Source organism: Embleya scabrispora DSM 41855 (assembly GCF_000372745.1).
In the GTDB taxonomy this organism is placed as follows: Bacteria; Actinomycetota; Actinomycetes; order Streptomycetales; family Streptomycetaceae; genus Embleya; species Embleya scabrispora.
In genome coordinates this window covers 104,898-121,790 of the sequence record NZ_KB889671.1, presented here as the reverse complement: position 1 = coordinate 121,790, position 16,893 = coordinate 104,898, and the positions used below count along the sequence as shown (strand labels likewise).

The following is a 16,893-nucleotide window of genomic DNA, read 5'->3' as shown; positions in this document are numbered from 1 at the left end:
ACATCAGCGTGGCCAACGTCCAGGCGCACCTGTCCCAGCTCAACACGATCGCGTCGCAGAACGGCGGCAACCGCCGCGCGGGCAGCGCGGGTTACACCGCCTCGGTGGCGTACGTGAAGGGCAAGCTCCAGGCGGCCGGCTNCACCGTCACCGAGCAGACCTGCACCTCGTGCACCTACCGCTCCAACAACCTGATCGCCGACTGGCCCGGCGGCCCCGCCGACTCCGTCGTCATGTTCGGCGCCCACCTCGACAGCGTCTCGGCCGGCCCCGGCATCAACGACAACGGCTCCGGCTCGGCCACCCTCCTGGAGAACGCACTCGCCCTCGCCCAGGCCAACCCCACCCTCACCAAGCACGTGCGGTTCGGCTGGTGGGCCGGCGAGGAACAGGGCCTCCAGGGCTCGCAGTTCTACGTGGGCCAGCTCGGCTCCACCCAGCGTGCCGCGATCAAGGGCTACTACAACTTCGACATGGTCGGCTCGCNNAACGNNGGCTACTTCATCAACAACNTCAACTCCNCCACNGCNGCNCCGNTGAAGGCGTACTGGGACANNCTGAACCTGCGTCCCGAGGAGAACGTCGAGGGCCAGGGCCGCTCCGACGACTACTCCTTCCAGCAGGGCGGCATCCCCACCTCCGGCTACGCGGCCGGCGCCGGCGACACCAAGACGCAGGCACAGGCCACGAAGTGGGGCGGCACGGCAGGCGCCTCGTACGACTCCTGCTACCACTCCGCGTGTGACACCACCTCCAACGTCGACGCCACGGTCCTCAACCGCAGCGCCGACGGGATCGCCTACGCCATCTGGAAGACGGCGGTCGGCGGCACCACACCCGGACCCGACTTCTCCATCACGACCGTCCCGGCAGCCGGCACCATCCAGCTCGGCGGCCAGGGCACCGCGACGGTGAACACCGCCACCACGAGCGGCACCGCGCAGACGGTGACGCTCACCTCCAGCGGGGCCCCGAACGGCGTCGGCGTGACCATCAACCCGACGTCCGTACAGTCCGGTTCCTCGGCCACCGCAACCATCACGGTCGCGGCGAACACCACGCCGGGCACCTACCCGATCACCATCACCGGCACCGGGTCCGTCGTGCACTCGACGACGTACACGCTGACCGTCGGCAGTGGTCCGGGCAGTTGCACCGCGCCCGCGTGGAACGAGAACTCGATCTACACCAACGGCAGCGTGGTCTCGTACAACGGCCACACCTACCGCGCCAAGTGGTGGACCCAGGGCGAGGTCCCCGGGACCACCGGTCAGTGGGGAGTGTGGGTCGACCTCGGCGCCTGCTGAGTCGATGCGCACGTAAGTTGGTCCCCGACTTCCCCGATTGTGATGCCCGGTAGGCCGCAGGATGGCCTACCGGGCATCACACCGTGACGGGGCCGGTCGATCGCGTCACGACCGATCGCGCGGGGTGCCGCCGCCGGTGCCGCCGGCCGGTGCCGGCAGGATGCCGGAATGACCACGAATCCCGACCATTCCGACGTCACCGGGTCCGGGCTCGGACCCGAGTCCGCGCCCACCTCCTGGCCGGCGTCGCTTCCCGCCGACCTGCTCGCGGCGAAGTCCCTGGTCTACGACCCGAACGGGTTCGTGTGCTCGACGCCGGTGGCCGAGCCGGAGAGCGCGGAGTACAGGGCCCACGTGTTCACCGTCGACGGCGCCGAGGTCCGTTTCCGGATCGCCGGGACCACACCGACCAAGGTCGGTCAGTTCGTCACCCTGTGGCAGCGCTCGGCGGCCGGCCCGATCGAGCCGCTCGCCGCCGAGGATCGGCTCGACCTGGTGGTGATCAGCTCCCGGCAGGGCGAACACTTGGGGCAGTTCGTCTTCCCGAAGGCCGTCCTGCGCGAGCGCGGCATCCTCTCGGTGCGGGGCAGTGGCGGCAAGCGCGGCTTCCGCGTCTACCCGCCGTGGGTGAGCACCACCAACCGGCAGGCCGACCGGACCCGGGCCTGGCAGCTCGACCACTTCCTCACCATCACGGCCGAGGCGTCGCCGGATCCGGCCCGCTGCCGGGCCCTGTACCACCCGCACGCGGCGCGGTAGCCGTCCCCGGCCCCCGGCGGGTCAGGGAGTTCCCCCGCACGCGGCCCTGAGCCGAACCAGCGTCGTGCGCATGCCGTGGCGATTGCGCGCGGCACGCTGCGCGGGCGGGGTGCCGGTGAAGACCAGGCCGAGTGCTTCGGCGACCCGACGACGCCACCCGTCGCGGCGACGATCGTTCCAGTACTCGGTGACCACCGTCCCCTCCTCCGCCGGCGTCAGGCGGTAGCCCCAGCGGGCGATCGGCAGGCCGAACGAGGTGACGTCGAAAGCGAACTCCCGGCCCGGGTCGGCCGTCACGATCCGACACGTGGTGAACCAGACCCACGGGCCCCGGCGGTTGAAGCCGACGAAGCTCCGGCCACGGGGCCAGATCGCGAAGACTTCCGGGCTCCACTCCTTCATCCGCCGCACATCGGCGACGACCGCGTAGACCGCCTCCGGCGGAAGCGGCACGGTCAACGATTCCTCGATCTCCCAGACGCGCCCACTCGTCGCCGGCGGTTCGGGTTCGTGCTCCTGAGGCTCCATGCCCGCCACGCTAACACCGAACGCAACGCAACGTCGCGTTGTATTTCGAGGTATTCTCCACACATGAGCAACGAGCACCACACGGCGGACCCCGCTGCCACGAGTCCCGCTGCCCTGGGCGGCGGGGGTTCGGGCGACCACGACACAGGCGACGCCAACCGCGGGAGCGGCGAGCGCGGCGTGCGCGGTGGGCCGCGCAAGTCCCGGGAGATCTTCGACGCCACCCTCGACCTGCTCGCGGACAAGGGGTACGAGGGCCTGACCATCGAGGGCGTCGCCGAACGATCCGGGGTCAACAAGACCACGATCTACCGCTGGTGGCCGTCCAAGGGCGCCCTGCTCGGCGCCGCCCTCACCGGCGCCGGTCGGCTCGACTTCCCGCTGCCCGACACCGGCAGCCTTCGCGGCGACCTGACCGCCCTGACGAACGGGGTCGTCGGGCTGCTCACCGCTCCACCCACCGCCGACATCGCCGTCGCCGCTTTCGGCGCGGTCACCCACAGCCCCGAACTCGCCGAGCACACACGGGCGTTCTTCGCCGACCGACTGGCCCGCGAACAACCCCTCTTCGAGCGCGCCATCGCCCGAGGCGAACTCGCCCCCGACGCCGACCCGATGCTCCTGATGGACCTCCTGGCCGGCGCCGCCTGGCTGCACCTGGTCTTCCGCCGCCTCCCGCCCGACCCGGACTTCGCGTCCCGCACGGTCGACATCGTCCTCGACGGCGCCTCACGCGGGGCGAGCCCCGACAGGCATTGACCCATCGCCCCCGACCTCGGGTGGCTGCTCCATGGGGTGGCACACGTCTCGTTGCTCGCCGTCGACAACCGATGCTGCTCTACGACTGCCGAGAATGGGTCCCGAGCGGGGTTGCGCCGCTTGAGTCTCCAGTGGCTCGAGACAGGAGGGTGGGGGCATGGACGGTACGACTCTCTACTCGATCGGGGAGCTTTCCCGGCGGACCGGCTTGTCGGTCACGACGATTCGGTTCTACTCCGATTCGGGCGTGGTGGTACCGACCGACCGAACTCCCGCCGGATATCGGCTCTACGACCTCGACGCCCTGCTGCGTCTGGAACTCGTCCGCACATTGCGCGAGTTGGGGATGGATCTCGCCACGGTACGGCAGGTGCTGAACCGCGAACGCGCAATGGCGGACGTCGCCGCGGCGCATGCCGACGCGGTGGACGTGCAGATTCGAATCCTGCAACTGCGTCGGAGTGTCCTGCGAGTCGTGGCCACGCGCGGGTCCAGTCCCGAGGAGACCAATCTCATGCACCGACTCACGCAGCTGTCGGGTGACGAACGCCGCCGCCTGATCGACGATTTCCTGGACGACACGTTCGGCACGGAGGCGGTGGGCGCCGACCCGGTGGTCGCGGCGATGGTCCGCTCCGCCACGCCCGATCTCCCCGACGACCCCTCCCCCGAACAGGTCGCCGCATGGGTGGAGATCGCCGAACTCGTCGGCGACGCGGACTTCCGGGCCCGGATGCGACGGGCGGCCCCCTACCAGGCGGGCCGACGCACGCTCGACATCGAGACCGAGGCCGGAGACGAACTGATGGCGTTCACCCGCCGGAAGGTCGCCGAGGCCAGGGAGGCGGGCATCGACCCGGCCGGCGAACAAGCCGCGCCCGTCGTCGACGACCTGGTACGCCGATTCGCCGAGGCCCTCGGCCGAACCCCCGACCCGGCCTTCCGCACCTGGATGGCCCGGCAGTTCGAGCCCGCTCACGACCCCCGAGTGGACCGCTACTGGCGGCTCGTGTGGATCGTCAGGGGCTGGCAGCTGATCCCGGGCCTGCTCCCGATCCATCCATGGCTCATCGAGGCCCTGCAAAGCAGCCACGACGCGTGACCACCCCCGGCCGGCCCGACCCCGTTGCCGGCGGGCCGGCCGGGGCGGGTTGCCGTCGGGTTGCGACCGAGGCATGACGGGCGTGTGCTGGAGGAGCGGTCACTCGTGCCCTTCGACGGCCGGCTTCTCGGCCGCCTATCGCTTGGCGTAGTCGCCGTAGCCGGCCCAGTCGAGCACCACGCACGGCTCGTCACCGACGACCCACGCGTCGTGTCCGGGCGGGCAAACCATCAGGTCTCCGGCTCCGAACTCCATCTCCTCACCGTCGTCCATGACGATGTGCATCCGTCCCGAGAGCGTCAAGCCGACGTGCGACGCCTGACAACTGTCGGTCCCGGCGATCGGCTTCACGTGCTCCGACCAGCGCCAGCCCGGTTCGAACGTGCCCCGACCCACCGGGATGGCGTTCAGGGAAACGAGATCGACCTTGCCCTTGTCCGCTTCGAACGGACGGGTTTCCTCGGGCGATGCGAAATTCTTACGGACGAGACCGGTCATGGTCTCCTCCTCCACTCGGGAGGCATCGCCGCGGCCGAGCGTCGAACGATCAGCCGCCGACGCCTCGCAGATATGAGAAAAATCCCCCGCACCCCCAACGCTACGTCCCTCCACCGGACCAGGCGACCTTTCCGCCTACAGCCGGCGGGGTCGTGCGGAAGGAAGTGGCGGGCCGCAATCTTCACTGGACCCCCGCTTTGTGGACTCTTATCGGAGGTCTTCCTCGGGTGGGAATCGTGCCGATCGCGAGCGGGCGGACCGAGCCTCCGAAGTCCACTGCTGCGTGGGGGCCGGACCCGTGCGGCGTCCGCCGTCCTCTAGCCGAGCGTGAGCATCGCCTCGATGACCTCGTCGATCGCCGCTTCGGGGATCGCGGTGGCGGCCTTCTCGAGGACGAGCAGCCGTGCCCCGGGGATTTCGCGCGCGATCGCCTCGCCGTTGCCGACGGGGAAGAACGGGTCGCGGCGGCCGTGGACGACGAGGGTGGGGACCTCGATCTCGGGCAGGCGCTCGCGCCGGCGGGGTGTGCAGTCGAGCCCGGAGAACACCATGCCCATCTGGTTGGCCATCCGGACCGGTGGTGCGGTGCCGGGCGTGCGGTCCCAGATGCGCGCAGCGACTGCGCGCGCGGCGACGGGGTCGTTGCCGACTCCCCGCTGTCGCGCAGGTCGTAGCGCACCACACGGCGCCCGCCGGCGGCGAGGCGCTCGCAAAGCGCCGCGGGCCAGGAGAGCATCGTCGTCCCGCCCGCGAGCAGGACGAGTGGCGCGTCCTCGTCACCGAACGACTCGATGCCGAAGGCGATGTCATTGGCGTTCACAGTGGTCATCGGATCACCGGGAGACGTCGTAGGTCAGGTGGGTCGCGGTCGATGTCGAGATCACGCTCCGCTGCACCAGCGTGCGCGGTGCTCCGCGGGTGAACAGTGGTGTCCCGGCGCCCAGCACGACGGGCGCCAGGTGCAGCGTCAGCGCGTCGACCAGCCCGGCGTCGAGCGCCGAGCCGATCGTGGCACCACCGCCCATGAGGACGACGTCGAGGTCCTTGCCGCTGTCCGACGACGCCGCCTCGGCTCGCTCGCGCGCGGCGGTGACGGCGTCGGGCAGACCGGTGGTGACGAACGTCCAGTCGAGGTCGGATGTCCGCACCGACTCCGGCGGCGAGCTCGTCACGACGACGAACGCGGGCTTGCCGACCTCGCCGGCGCCGTAACCGCACGTGTCGTCCCAGCCGTTCGGCCCGTCGACCAGGTCGAAGAGCCGGCGGCCGAGGACGACGGCGCCCGAGCGGGCGGTCCCCTCGCGCAGGACCCGGCGGTCGTCGGGGTCGTCGGAGAACGCCCATGTGTGCAGGGCCTCGCCGCCGGTACCCAGACCGTTGTCCGGACCGGGGTCGGGCCCGGTGACGAAGCCGTCGAGGGAGACGGAGATGTCGGCGATGATTCGAGTCATACCAAGGCAGACCCGATCCGCCGCCCAGACTCATCGCTCACGCGTACGCCTCCGGCCTCCGCTCTCGATCGGGGAAGGCCGGCATGGGGCGGTCGGCGAAGCCGTAGGTGTCGCCGGAATCTGCACTGCGATGAGAAAAATCGACGGAGTGTAGACTTTTGGGGACCGCGAGCAGTCCGGCTCGGTTCGAGTCCTCTCTGGAGGAGCAATGCAGAAGCAGAAGTGGCTGATCACGGGCGTCAGTACGGGCCTCGGGCGGGCCTTCGCCCAAGCCGCCCTGACCGCCGGGCACACCGTCGTCGGCACGGTCCGCTCCGAGGAAGACCTGCGGGCCTTCGAGGGGCTCCGGCCCGGGTACGCTCACGGCCGCATCCTGGATGTGACCGACGACGACGCCGTCTCGCGGGTGGTCGCGGAGGTGGAGGAGAGCATCGGCGCCTTGGATGTCGTCGTCGCCAACGCCGGCTACGGCCTGGAGGGCACCTTCGAGGAAACCCCGTTGGCCGAGGTGCGGCGGCAGTTCGAGGTGAACGTATTCGGGGCGATGGCCACCCTCCAGGCGGCACTGCCCCACATGCGCCGGCGCCGCAGCGGGCACCTGATGGCCGTCACCTCCATGGGTGGGCTCATGGCCGTGCCCGGGATGTCCGCCTACTGCGGCAGCAAGTTCGCCCTGGAAGGCATTCTCGAGGCACTGGGCAAGGAGGTCGCACAGTTCGGGATCCACGTGACGGCGATCGAGCCCGGCTCCTTCCGCACCGACTGGGCCGGTCGGTCCATGACACGCGCCGCGCAGTCCATCGACGACTACGACGAGCTGTTCACCCCCATCCGTGCAGCGCGGCGGAAGGCGAGCGGAAACCAGCTGGGCGATCCGGCCAGGGCCGGGGAGGCCGTCGTGCACATCGCGTCGGTCGACCGGCCGCCGGCCCACCTCCTCCTGGGCTCGGACGCGCTGCGCCTGGTCACCGCCGCGCGCACGGCCGTGGACGAGGACATCCGCGGATGGGGGGCGCTCTCCCGTACGACCGACTTCGACGAGGGCGCTCAGCTCTGATGTCCGGCCACCACCCGGCGCGGAGCCGACGCGGCACCGAGCGCAAGGGCGATGTCCGGGAGCGGGCCATCCTGGACACCTGCGAAGCTCTGCTGGCGCAAAAGGGCTACGACGCCATGACCGTCGGCGACATCGCCCAGGGCGCCGGGATCACCCGCGGCGCCCTGTACTTCTACTTCGGCTCCAAGCAGGAAGTCGTCACGGCGCTGGTGGCCCGGACCGTCGAGCACCTGTGGGAGCGGTCCCGTGCCACCGCGCAGACCGACGAGCCGCGCCGGGCCATCGCGGCAGCCATGCAGCGCACGGTCGAGTTGTGGAACGAACACGGCCTGGTCATGCGCACGGCGATCGACCTGTCGTTGACCGTGCCGGAGGTCGGCGAACTGTGGAGCCATACAGCCGACTTGTTCACCACGGCCATCACCGCCGTCCTGGAAAGAGCCGGCGTTCAGGCCGGCACCGAACCGGACCAGGCATCGGCGATGGCACGCTCTTTGTGCTGGATGATCGAGCGAACCTTCTACCACGCCTCGCAAGAGTCCCGCGAGAAGTTCCGGAAGGCATCGGCCACTTGCGAACACATCTGGCTGCTCAGCGCCGGCCTGAACACCTGATGCATCCGGCATGGACGATGAAGCGGTAACGACCGTCGAATGCCCTCTCAGGAGGGTCAGGCCGGCCCGGGCTCGGGCCTGGTGGCGACGTCGGCACCATCACGGTTGCCCCCGGCCCGCCCGACGATGACCCCTGGTGAGTCTCGAAGAGGCTACGCGCGCCTCGACGCAGGTGAGGCCGCCCCTCGTCATGCCGAGGGGCAGCCCCGATTCGCTTGTCGAGCGAATCAGCGCTTGAGCGCTTCCGTCAGCCGAGCCCAGGAGTGGTTGGGGACAGCGAAGTTGCCGACGGTGAGGTCCTTGCTGTCGCGCACGGCCACGGCCATGGCGGTGGGCGCGGTCTCGACGCAGTCATCGTTGGCACCGCTGAACGTGCTCTTCCTCCAGACCAGAACGGTGTCGGTACCTATAGCCAGGGTCATGTGGTGTCTTTCTTGATGGTCGCGATCAGTGCACGGCTATCTTCCAAGCTCAATGCGTGCTTGGACAGGGTGGTGAACAATCGGCCGAATCGCCGTACCTCGCGAGGGTCGTTCATGAAGGTGCTCCCGGAGACACCTTGACCGAAGACGACTTCGGGTTCGTCCCCACCGTACGACAGGATCTGAAACGAACTGGCGTAAGTCCCACCGGCTCCCGCCGTGAATGGGATCACCCGCAACGAAACGTTCGGAAGCTCCGTCACGTCGAGGAGCCGAGCGAGCTGGTTGCGATGCACTTCAGGACCGCCCACTGCCCATCGCAACACCCCCTCAGTCACAACGGCTTCGACTTCGAGTCGCGGGTCCGCCTCGAACACTCGACGCTGCCGTTCCAGCCGAATGGCCACGAGATCATCGATCGCGTCCCGGCTCAAGCCGGCGAAATCGACTGCCGTCACCGCCTCGGAGTACGGCTCCGTCTGTAGGTGGGCTGGGATCAGGTTGATTTGGTAGTCGCGACGACGAAGCGCCGTCTCCTCGTACTCGAGCAGCGCGGCGTAGTTCGCGGACAGGACGTCGGCGAACTTGGCCCACCAGGGTGGATCCGCGTCCCAGACGGCGATGGCCAGTTCTTCGAGTGTCTGACGCTTCTCCCCCGTCAGGCCGAAGACGTCGGCCAAGGCATGGAAGTACTCCTCGGTGCAGACACGTTCGCCGGTCTCGGTGCGCGTCACGGTGGACGGACTCACGCCGAGTTCTGCGGCGATACTCGTGGCAGTGCGCTTCCCTCTGAGCTTGCGAAGCTGATCACCGAGGTCTCGTCGGGCCTTCAGGTTTCCGGGGCCTGTGCTCGCCATGTCTCTCCCTCGCTCAGGTGTGCGGGCGGGTGTACGCACTTCCGGACAGCATTGCGGACAGATCGAGCGTAGCCATCCAGCTTCTCGCATGCAGTAGTTCTGCATTTTGCGTGAGAGTCGCTTGACGCGCGTACGCAAAGAGGAGCAATCTCGTTCCAGTCACCCTCTGCGCCTGTCGAATCACCAAGCGCAGCAGGATCGCAATGCCTTGCGCACCACATGGCAGTGAGGAGTAAGCGCCATGCCCCGGTTGCCGGCAACGAGCCGAATCAATCTGCCACCCGGTCCCGAAGCAGCCTCCCTGGCAAGAGATTTCGTAGCGATAGCGGGCGCTGCGCGCGGTGCGTCCGCAGCCGTCGACGTATTGCGCCTCGCGGCCTCCGAGTTGGTCGGCAACGCCATCCGGCATGCCGGTGGGGCGCGGTCCATCTCGTGTGAGGTGGTCGACGGGGTCGTCGTCGTCGAAGTCGTCGACGACGGTGCGCCGTTCGCGCTCAGCGTCGACCCGCCCGGGGACGACGAAGAGTGCTCCGGGCGGGGGCTGTTCCTCGTCTGGGCGCTCGGGTGCGGGTTGGGGTCCGGGCCCGTGCGTGGTGGGGGGAAGTGGGTTCGGGCGGAGATTGTGCCCGAACCGCCTCGCCAGGGGCCCGCGTTGGTTGCGCCGTTTGTTGTTGCTCGGCTTTGAGGAGTCGGGTGTTCGACCATCCGCCACGTTCATCGACTTCGGAGTCGCCATGTCCGAAAACCGACCCTGCTCCGCCGGCACCCACCTGTTGTCACCCGATCGGGTGGTGGGTCTGCTCCAGAGCTTCGACGCCGCTCGGGCCTTCCTGACCTGCCTCTCCCTCGCGGACATCCGGCTTCTCCCCGGCGTCCCGGGCGGCCACGCGACCGTGGCCTGGGAGGCACCGGGCAAGCCCGTACCGCGCGTGCTCGAAGTCGCCCGCAATCGGGTCGCGTGGTTGGAGGAAGTCCCCGAATACCTCGGCAGGATCGACGCGATCATGCACGTATCGCCGGTCGGCGCCCACCGCGACGGCGACCTCGCCGTATCGCGCCCGGACGGCGCCTCCGCGCTCTTCCCGCACTCGGGCGTCACCGACGACGTACCCATGACCATCGCCGTGATCGCCGAAACCGACGGCAGCGGTGACGCCGGCGGCTCCATCCAGGTCACCGATCGCGGCGTCTGGCACACCCTCCTGCCGCAGCGCATGCCACTCGTACCGATGGGCGCCAACCTCGGCACCTACCTGACCACCCTCGTCCCGTCCGGCGAACTCCTGCCCCACCAGTGGTGCGTGCGCGCACTCCGGAACTACTGGATCGGCGTGGTCTTCGTGCTCGATCAGCGCGCCGCCGTGTACTGCCCCTGCGGACGCGACACCATGCGGCACTACCCTTCTTGGGAAAGCGCCCGCCCGGTCCGGCCCTGACCGCGAGGGCCGCCGCTCAGCCCTCGAACCCGTGCTCGGCCAGGATCGCGTCGACCTTCGCACGGTGCGCCGCCTCCCACGCGTCGAGCGATTCGTCCACCTCCTCGGCCGACTTCGCCCGGGCGTCCCGGAGTACCTGCTCGCGACGCGCGCCCGGGACAACCACGACGCCCTCCTCGTCGGCCACCTCGATGTCGCCGGCGTCCACCTCCGCCAAGCGCCCCGCGGCGGAGCTGCCGGCAAATGCCCACCCGGGATCACTCTTTCGAGTGGCACAACTGCGCCGTTGTCGATCTCGCTCGGGCACATCGCTACAACAGGAGCGGACCTGTCACGGCGACTCTGGGGCAAACGCGATGATGCACACGGGAATCACGGTGGGACGTCGAGCCGCCTCGCTGCTGGTGGCGGCAACGAGCATGGGCGCACTGCTGTTCGCGCCGGCGACGAACGCGGTGGCGGTCGCGCCCACGACAGCGACGGTTGCCACCGAGACCGGCACGCGGATTCCGCTCCGGGACGCGATCGCGGGCCTGCGGGTGGCCGACGAGAACCGCGCCGGCTACGACCGGGACGCGTTCCGGCACTGGGTCGACGCGGACAAGGACGGGTGCTCGACGCGCGCCGAGGTACTCATCGAGGAGGCCGTCACGCCGCCCGAGATCGGCGCCAAGTGCGTGCTCACCGGCGGGCGTTGGTACTCGTACTACGAAGACGCCTACGTCGACGGCGCGTCCGGCCTGGACATCGACCACATGGTGCCGCTGGCCGAGGCGTGGGACTCGGGCGCGTCCGCGTGGACGGCGATCCAGCGTGAGCAGTACGCGAACGATCTCGACCAGCCTCGGGCGCTGGTCGCGGTGACGGCCAAGTACAACCGTTCGAAGGCCGATCAGGACCCGGGCACTTGGCTGCCGCCCTACGAGGGGGCTCGGTGTACGTACCTGACGGACTGGGTGACGGTGAAGACCAAGTACGACCTGACGGTCGACGCCACCGAACTCGCCACGCTCGATCGATTGGGCGCGCAGTGCCCCAACGTGCCGATTTCGCCGGGCACACGGTAGGGCCTCGGCGGCTTGCTCGACCCCATGCGCCGGCCGGGCCGGAGATGACGACCTGCCTGGCACGGCGGTTGGGAACAACTGAGGTGTCCCACAGGGGTGGATGTCTCGGTCCGGGGCTGCGCGTTGCGCATCGCGTCGCTGAGCCGCCACGGCGTCGGTTGTCTCCACGGACAAGCTCACTCCTCGGCGGCAGGTGCGGGAGTCGGCCGTCGGTGCACCCGGCTCATCAGCCCGCCCTCGTAGGCGGCGATCACCAACTGGGCCCGATCGCGCGCGTCGAGCTTCAGCAGCAGCCGGCTGACGTGGGTCTTGGTCGTGGACAGCGACAGGTGCAGCCGTTCGGCGATCTCGGCGTTGGATCGGCCGCGCGCCACCTCGTGCAACACCTCGCGCTCCCGATCGGTGATGCCACCGAGCAGCGCCGGAGCACGCACCGCAGCGACCGGGCGCTGCGCGAACTCCTCGATCAGGCGCCGGGTGACGCCAGGCGAGAGCAGCCCGTCCCCCGCCGCGACCACCCGGATCGCGGACAGCAGGTCGGCGGGCGGGGTGTCCTTGAGCAGGAAACCGCTGGCCCCGGCGCGCAGTGCGGCGAACACGTACTCGTCCAGGTCGAACGTGGTCAGCACCAGCACCCGGGTGGTCGGCGGTCGCGGGCCCTCGGCGAGTACCTGCCGAGTCGCCTCGATGCCGTCCACCTCCGGCATCCGAATGTCCATCAGGACCACGTCCGGTCGTTCGCGCCGGATCAACTCGACGGCCTGCGCCCCGTTCGCGGCCTCGCCCACCACGGTCAGTTCGGGATCGGACTCGACCAGGACCCGAAAGCCCGCCCGGACCAGCGCCTGGTCGTCGGCGACCAACACCCGGATGCTCATCCGCCCGCCCCCAGCGGCAGCCGGGCGACCACCCGGAATCCGCCCTGGATGCCCGGGCCGGCCTGGAACTCGCCGTCGTAGAGCGCGACCCGCTCGCGCATGCCCACCAGGCCGTGGCCCACGGCCGGGCCCGGCAGGTCGGCGATCGGGCCGACACCCTCGTCGGTGATCTCGATCCGCACGTCGCCGGCGCCGTAGTGGATACGCACGTCGCCGCGCGCGGTCCCGGCATGCTTGACCACGTTGGTCAGGGCTTCCTGGATGATCCGGTACGCGGCGCGGTCCATCCCGGCGGGCAACTCGCGCGGGGTGCCCTCGACTCGGACCGCGACCCGCAGGCCGGCCCGGCCGGTCTTCTCCACCAGACCCGGCACGTCGGCGAGACCGGGCGCCGCGTGGAAGCTCGACCGGTCGTCGGCCGGCGCCTTCTCCTCGCGCAACACGCCGAGCAGCGCCCGGAGTTCGCGCAGTGCCGAGCGGCTGGTGGTCTCGATCGCGGCGAGCGCCTTGGCCGCCTCGTCCGGTCGGGTGCCGCTCACGTGGTGGCCGACGCCGGCCTGCACCGCGATCACGCTCATGCTGTGCGCGACCACGTCGTGCATCTCCCGGGCGATCCTCAGCCGCTCCTCGATCAGTGTGCGGCGTGCCTGCTCCGCCTGGGCCCGGGCCCGGCGTTCGGCCTGCTCGCGCAGGCCGGCGTTGTACGCCCGTTGTTTGCCCACGGTCACCCCGATCACCCAGAAGGCCAGCAGCGGCCCGATCTCCGCCGGCAGCCAGCCGGTCAGGTAGGACCAGGTCGACTCGTCGGAGCCGGCCAGGCGCGGGGCGATGCCCACCATCAGCGCCGCCGTGCCCACCAGCACGCCCGACCGCCGTGGTGGTTGGGTCAGGCCCACCGTGTAGATCACGAAGATCAGCGGGATCAGCGGCGACTTGGCGTAGCCGTGCGTGGCCATGGTCGCGTATCCCACGCAGCAGAGCCCGAAGGCCGGCAGCGGAGCCGGTCGGCGCACCAACACGGCCGCGGCCAGCGCGATCACGACCGGGACGAACAGCGCCGGCGGCAGGCCGCGCTCGTCCAGGCGCCGCGGGTCCGGGCTGATCATGACCGCCACGAAGACGGCGGCGATCGCGTCCAGCGCGACCAGGTGACGCAGGGTCAGGCGCTGGGTGAGGGGCGGTCGGCTGTGTTCCACGGACAGACGGTAGTTCGTCCCCGCTCGACCGCGCGTCCCCCCGGGGAGGGACCTCCCGGCATCGGTCGCACGACCGATGCCCCAGGCGGACCCGGACCGGGCGACCCGGTCCCGCCCGGGGGTCGCGAGCCGGACGCGCGCGAACGGGTGGCGGCGGGAGCGTTGCGGCACCGGGACCGCGTCGACGCGGTCCGCTTCGAGTGAGGACGATCATGAAACACCGCACACCGGCGCCCGCCCCGGGAGCACCGGGGCACACCACCCGAGCCGACCGCATGGGCCCGGGCCCGGTCGAATCGGCCGCGCGGGCCCGTCGGTTCCGGATCGGGCGGGGGTAAGCGCATGTTGCGGACAACCCTGCGCGGGTTCCTGGCACATCGCGGTCGGCTGCTGCTGTCCGGTCTCGCGGTGCTGCTGTCGGTGGCGTTCGTGACGGGCACACTGGTGCTCGCCGATACGACGACCCGGGCCGCGACGGATCTGGCGGCGGACGGCGCGGCCGATGTGACGGTGCGGGCGCCGGATCCGGACAGCGCCGCCGGGCTGCGCTCGGCCGCGCCCGGTGGGCCGCCGACCCTGTCGGCCGGCGTACTCGACGCGGTCCGGCGGGTGCCGGGGGTGGCCGCCGCCCATCCGGTGATCGAGGTGCACAACGTGGCCGTGGCGGCGCGCGGCGATCAGCGGGTGGAGGGCGCGGCGGGTGGCCGGACCGTGGCCGGGAACTGGCTTCCCGATCCGGGCTCGCCGGTCCGGTTGACCTCGGGCCGGGAGCCGCACGGCCCCGGTGAGGTGGTGCTCGACGCGGGTTCGTCGCGGCGGGCGCATCTGGGGCTCGGTGATCGGGTCCGGATCGTCGCGGTGCCCGGCGGCTTCGAGGCGGTGATCGTGGGCATCGCGACGTTTCGCGCCCTCGATCCCGGATATCCGGCGGTCTTCCTGGACACCGACGCCGCCCGCTCCCGGCTCCTGGGTGTGCCGGACGTGCTGACCTCCGTGCGGGTGGACGCGGCGGCCGGTGTCGCCGACACCGAGTTGGCCCGGCGGGTGGCCACCGCCCTGGGCTCGGGCGAGGGCGCGCAGGTGCGCACACGGGGGCAGCTCGCCGCCGCCGAGGGTGGTGAGGCGGGTGCCGGTGTCGACTTCGTGCGCACGGCGATGCTCGGCTTCGCGGGCGTCTCGCTGCTGGTGGCCGGCTTTCTGATCGTCAACACGTTCTCCATGCTTGTCGCCCGACGCACCCGGGAGCTGGGGCTGCTGCGGGCGCTGGGCGCCAGTCGTGGCCAGGTCCGTCGCTCGGTACAGGTCGAGGCGCTGCTGCTCGCCACGATCGGCTCGACCCTGGGCCTGGCCGCGGGTATCGGCCTGGCCGCGCTGCTGCGTGAGGCGATCGGCGGCGCGGGCGTGGGCCCGGCCGACGCCCCGTTGGCGATCACCGCCCGCACGCCGATCGCGGCCTATCTGGTCGGCGTACCGGGCACCCTGCTTGCCGCTGCCGTGCCCGCCGCCCGGGCGAGCCGGGTCGCGCCGATGGCGGCGCTGCGCGAGGCGGCCGGCCCCGCGACCACACGTCCCGCCCGGCGGCGCACGGTGATCGGCGCCGGGATCGGCGCGGCCGGCGTCCTGGCGGCCGTGGTCGGCGGGCCGCTCGCGATCGTGGGGGTCGTGCTGAGCCTGGTGGCCGTGATCGTGCTCGGCCCGCTGCTGGTGCGCACGGTGATCCCGGTGCTCACGCGGCTCACCGGCCGGCGCGGCGCCGGTATCGATCGACTCGGGCGGGAGAACCTGGTGCGCGACCCCCGGCGTACCTCGGCCACCGCCGCCGCACTGGCGATCGGCGTGGCCGTGGTCGCGGCCACCGCGGTGGTCGCCGCGTCCGCGAGTGCGTCGATGGACGCCCGCATCGATCGCACTCTCGGGTCCGACATCACGGTTCAGAGCAGCAAGGGCGACGCCCCGCTGACCGCGGAGGTGGTCGAGGCGGTTCGCCGGGCGCCGGGCGTGGGCCGGGTGATCCGGCTGCGCGAGGCCCGGGTCGAGCTGGTCACCGACGGCGGGTCCCGGCACGCGTGGGTACAGGGCGCCGATCCGGACCTGCCCGCGGTCCTGCGCATGCGGTCGCCGACCGGCGTGCTGCTGCCGGCGCCGCCGCCGGGCACGATCAGCCTGGGCGCCGGATACGCGGCCGACCTGCGGCTGTCCGTCGGCGGCCCGGTGCGTCTGCGCGGCCCCGCCGGTGCCGAGGCCACTGTGACGGTCGGTGCGCTGCGGGCGCCGGACCCGGCGGGTCGGTCGATCGGCCGTCGGGACGCACCGCTGACCGACCTGGACACGCTGGCCCGGATCGCGCCGGGCGCACAGGAGGCGATGATCTTCGTCGACGCCGCGCCGGGCACCGGACGAGCCGCGCTGAAGGCGAGCCTGGCCCGGGCCCTGGCGCCGTTCCCCCAGGCCGCGGCCCGCGACCGGGAGGAGTACAAGAACGTGGTTCGGGCCGGAATCGACGGGGTGCTCGACCTGGTCTACGCGCTGCTCGGGTTGGCGATCCTGATCGCCGCCCTGGGCGTGGTCAACACGCTCACCCTCTCGGTGCTCGAACGCACCCGGGAGATCGGCCTGTTGCGGGCGATCGGCACCTCGCGCGGGCAGATCCGGCGCATGGTCCGGGCCGAGTCGGTGGCACTGTCGGCGTACGGCACGCTCCTGGGACTGCTGCTGGGCGTCGGCTGGGGAATGACCGCCCGGCGCGGACTGGCCGATCAGGGCCTGGAGGTGCTCGCCGTCCCGTGGTCGACGCTCGCCGTGATCGCAGCCGGATCCGCGGTGGTGGGTGTGCTCGCGGCGCTGCTCCCCGCACGCCGGGCGGCACGGATCCCGGTCCTCACCGCGATCGGGGCGCAGTAGTGCGACGCCGAGTCCGGTCCGCCGCCGCGCTCGTGCCCACGAGCTCGTGCTCGCCGACTCC

18 protein-coding genes and 1 pseudogene are annotated in these 16,893 nt (G+C 71.0%); 10 read left to right on the top strand and 9 right to left on the bottom strand.

All coding sequences use genetic code 11. The annotated features are described in order from the left end of the window. Both A3IC_RS56210 and A3IC_RS0123735 read left to right on the top strand, forming a co-directional pair. Nucleotides 1-1,307, top strand: a 1,307-nt coding sequence (locus tag A3IC_RS56210) for a M28 family peptidase (protein WP_020552558.1), incomplete at its 5' end; no start/stop codon positions are given. A gap of 168 nt (nucleotides 1,308-1,475) precedes the next feature. Then, nucleotides 1,476-2,066: a MepB family protein gene (locus tag A3IC_RS0123735; protein WP_020552557.1), complete on the top strand. Its 591-nt coding sequence runs from the start codon at nucleotides 1,476-1,478 to the stop codon at nucleotides 2,064-2,066. Between the two features lie 21 nt (nucleotides 2,067-2,087). Here the strand turns inward: A3IC_RS0123735 and A3IC_RS0123730 are convergent, their stop codons facing one another. Further along, on the bottom strand, nucleotides 2,088-2,594 hold the full coding sequence (locus tag A3IC_RS0123730) for an SRPBCC family protein (RefSeq protein WP_020552556.1): 507 nt from the start codon (nucleotides 2,592-2,594) through the stop codon (nucleotides 2,088-2,090). Nucleotides 2,595-2,657: 63 nt separating this feature from the next. Between A3IC_RS0123730 and A3IC_RS0123725 the strand changes: the two genes are divergently transcribed. Next, complete coding sequence (locus A3IC_RS0123725) at nucleotides 2,658-3,353, top strand: TetR/AcrR family transcriptional regulator (protein WP_020552555.1); 696 nt, start codon at nucleotides 2,658-2,660, stop codon at nucleotides 3,351-3,353. Nucleotides 3,354-3,510: 157 nt separating this feature from the next. Further along, the gene (locus tag A3IC_RS0123720) at nucleotides 3,511-4,455 is read left to right on the top strand and encodes a MerR family transcriptional regulator (RefSeq protein ID WP_020552554.1); all 945 of its coding nucleotides are present in this window, start codon (nucleotides 3,511-3,513) and stop codon (nucleotides 4,453-4,455) included. A 135-nt stretch (nucleotides 4,456-4,590) separates the two neighbouring features. Here A3IC_RS0123720 and A3IC_RS0123715 read toward each other — a convergent pair whose 3' ends face one another. From A3IC_RS0123715 to A3IC_RS0123705, 3 genes are all read right to left on the bottom strand, one after another. Then, nucleotides 4,591-4,953 carry a cupin domain-containing protein gene (locus tag A3IC_RS0123715; RefSeq protein WP_026218645.1) on the bottom strand — a complete coding sequence of 121 codons (363 nt, stop codon included), beginning with the start codon at nucleotides 4,951-4,953 and terminating at the stop codon, nucleotides 4,591-4,593. 317 nt (nucleotides 4,954-5,270) lie between these two features. Next, nucleotides 5,271-5,522 carry an alpha/beta fold hydrolase gene (locus A3IC_RS73605; RefSeq protein WP_020552552.1) on the bottom strand — a complete coding sequence of 84 codons (252 nt, stop codon included), beginning with the start codon at nucleotides 5,520-5,522 and terminating at the stop codon, nucleotides 5,271-5,273. A gap of 264 nt (nucleotides 5,523-5,786) precedes the next feature. Next, complete coding sequence (locus A3IC_RS0123705; RefSeq protein ID WP_020552551.1) at nucleotides 5,787-6,404, bottom strand: dihydrofolate reductase family protein; 618 nt, start codon at nucleotides 6,402-6,404, stop codon at nucleotides 5,787-5,789. A 208-nt stretch (nucleotides 6,405-6,612) separates the two neighbouring features. Here A3IC_RS0123705 and A3IC_RS0123700 point away from each other — a divergent pair, with 208 nt between their 5' ends. Both A3IC_RS0123700 and A3IC_RS0123695 read left to right on the top strand, forming a co-directional pair. After that, the gene (locus tag A3IC_RS0123700; protein WP_020552550.1) at nucleotides 6,613-7,461 is read left to right on the top strand and encodes an oxidoreductase; all 849 of its coding nucleotides are present in this window, start codon (nucleotides 6,613-6,615) and stop codon (nucleotides 7,459-7,461) included. After that, on the top strand, nucleotides 7,461-8,075 hold the full coding sequence (locus tag A3IC_RS0123695) for a TetR/AcrR family transcriptional regulator (RefSeq protein ID WP_020552549.1): 615 nt from the start codon (nucleotides 7,461-7,463) through the stop codon (nucleotides 8,073-8,075). The genes A3IC_RS0123700 and A3IC_RS0123695 overlap by 1 nt, the downstream gene beginning before the upstream one ends. Before the next feature lie 227 nt (nucleotides 8,076-8,302). Here the strand turns inward: A3IC_RS0123695 and A3IC_RS56200 are convergent, their stop codons facing one another. Both A3IC_RS56200 and A3IC_RS0123685 read right to left on the bottom strand, forming a co-directional pair. Then, entirely contained in the window at nucleotides 8,303-8,497 is a 195-nt protein-coding gene (locus tag A3IC_RS56200) for a DUF397 domain-containing protein (RefSeq protein ID WP_020552548.1), read from the bottom strand. Continuing rightward, nucleotides 8,494-9,354, bottom strand: a complete 861-nt coding sequence (locus tag A3IC_RS0123685) for a helix-turn-helix domain-containing protein (protein ID WP_026218644.1) — start codon at nucleotides 9,352-9,354, stop codon at nucleotides 8,494-8,496. The genes A3IC_RS56200 and A3IC_RS0123685 overlap by 4 nt, the downstream gene beginning before the upstream one ends. Before the next feature lie 241 nt (nucleotides 9,355-9,595). Between A3IC_RS0123685 and A3IC_RS73600 the strand changes: the two genes are divergently transcribed. After that, complete coding sequence (locus A3IC_RS73600; protein WP_079026635.1) at nucleotides 9,596-10,039, top strand: ATP-binding protein; 444 nt, start codon at nucleotides 9,596-9,598, stop codon at nucleotides 10,037-10,039. A gap of 49 nt (nucleotides 10,040-10,088) precedes the next feature. Continuing rightward, on the top strand, nucleotides 10,089-10,790 hold the full coding sequence (locus tag A3IC_RS0123675) for a hypothetical protein (protein WP_020552545.1): 702 nt from the start codon (nucleotides 10,089-10,091) through the stop codon (nucleotides 10,788-10,790). A 16-nt stretch (nucleotides 10,791-10,806) separates the two neighbouring features. Here the strand turns inward: A3IC_RS0123675 and A3IC_RS0123670 are convergent. After that, nucleotides 10,807-10,998, bottom strand: a pseudogene (locus A3IC_RS0123670) (RraA family protein); the annotation flags it as partial. 211 nt (nucleotides 10,999-11,209) lie between these two features. On the opposite strand from A3IC_RS0123670, the gene A3IC_RS0123665 reads away from it, so the two are divergent. Next, entirely contained in the window at nucleotides 11,210-11,857 is a 648-nt protein-coding gene (locus A3IC_RS0123665) for an HNH endonuclease family protein (RefSeq protein ID WP_020552543.1), read from the top strand. Between the two features lie 176 nt (nucleotides 11,858-12,033). Here the strand turns inward: A3IC_RS0123665 and A3IC_RS0123660 are convergent, their stop codons facing one another. Beyond that, on the bottom strand, nucleotides 12,034-12,735 hold the full coding sequence (locus A3IC_RS0123660) for a response regulator transcription factor (RefSeq protein ID WP_020552542.1): 702 nt from the start codon (nucleotides 12,733-12,735) through the stop codon (nucleotides 12,034-12,036). Beyond that, complete coding sequence (locus tag A3IC_RS0123655; RefSeq protein WP_020552541.1) at nucleotides 12,732-13,931, bottom strand: sensor histidine kinase; 1,200 nt, start codon at nucleotides 13,929-13,931, stop codon at nucleotides 12,732-12,734. The genes A3IC_RS0123660 and A3IC_RS0123655 overlap by 4 nt, the downstream gene beginning before the upstream one ends. Nucleotides 13,932-14,273: 342 nt before the next feature. Between A3IC_RS0123655 and A3IC_RS0123650 the strand changes: the two genes are divergently transcribed. Next, on the top strand, nucleotides 14,274-16,832 hold the full coding sequence (locus A3IC_RS0123650; protein ID WP_020552540.1) for an ABC transporter permease: 2,559 nt from the start codon (nucleotides 14,274-14,276) through the stop codon (nucleotides 16,830-16,832). The last annotated feature ends 61 nt before the right edge of the window (nucleotides 16,833-16,893 follow it).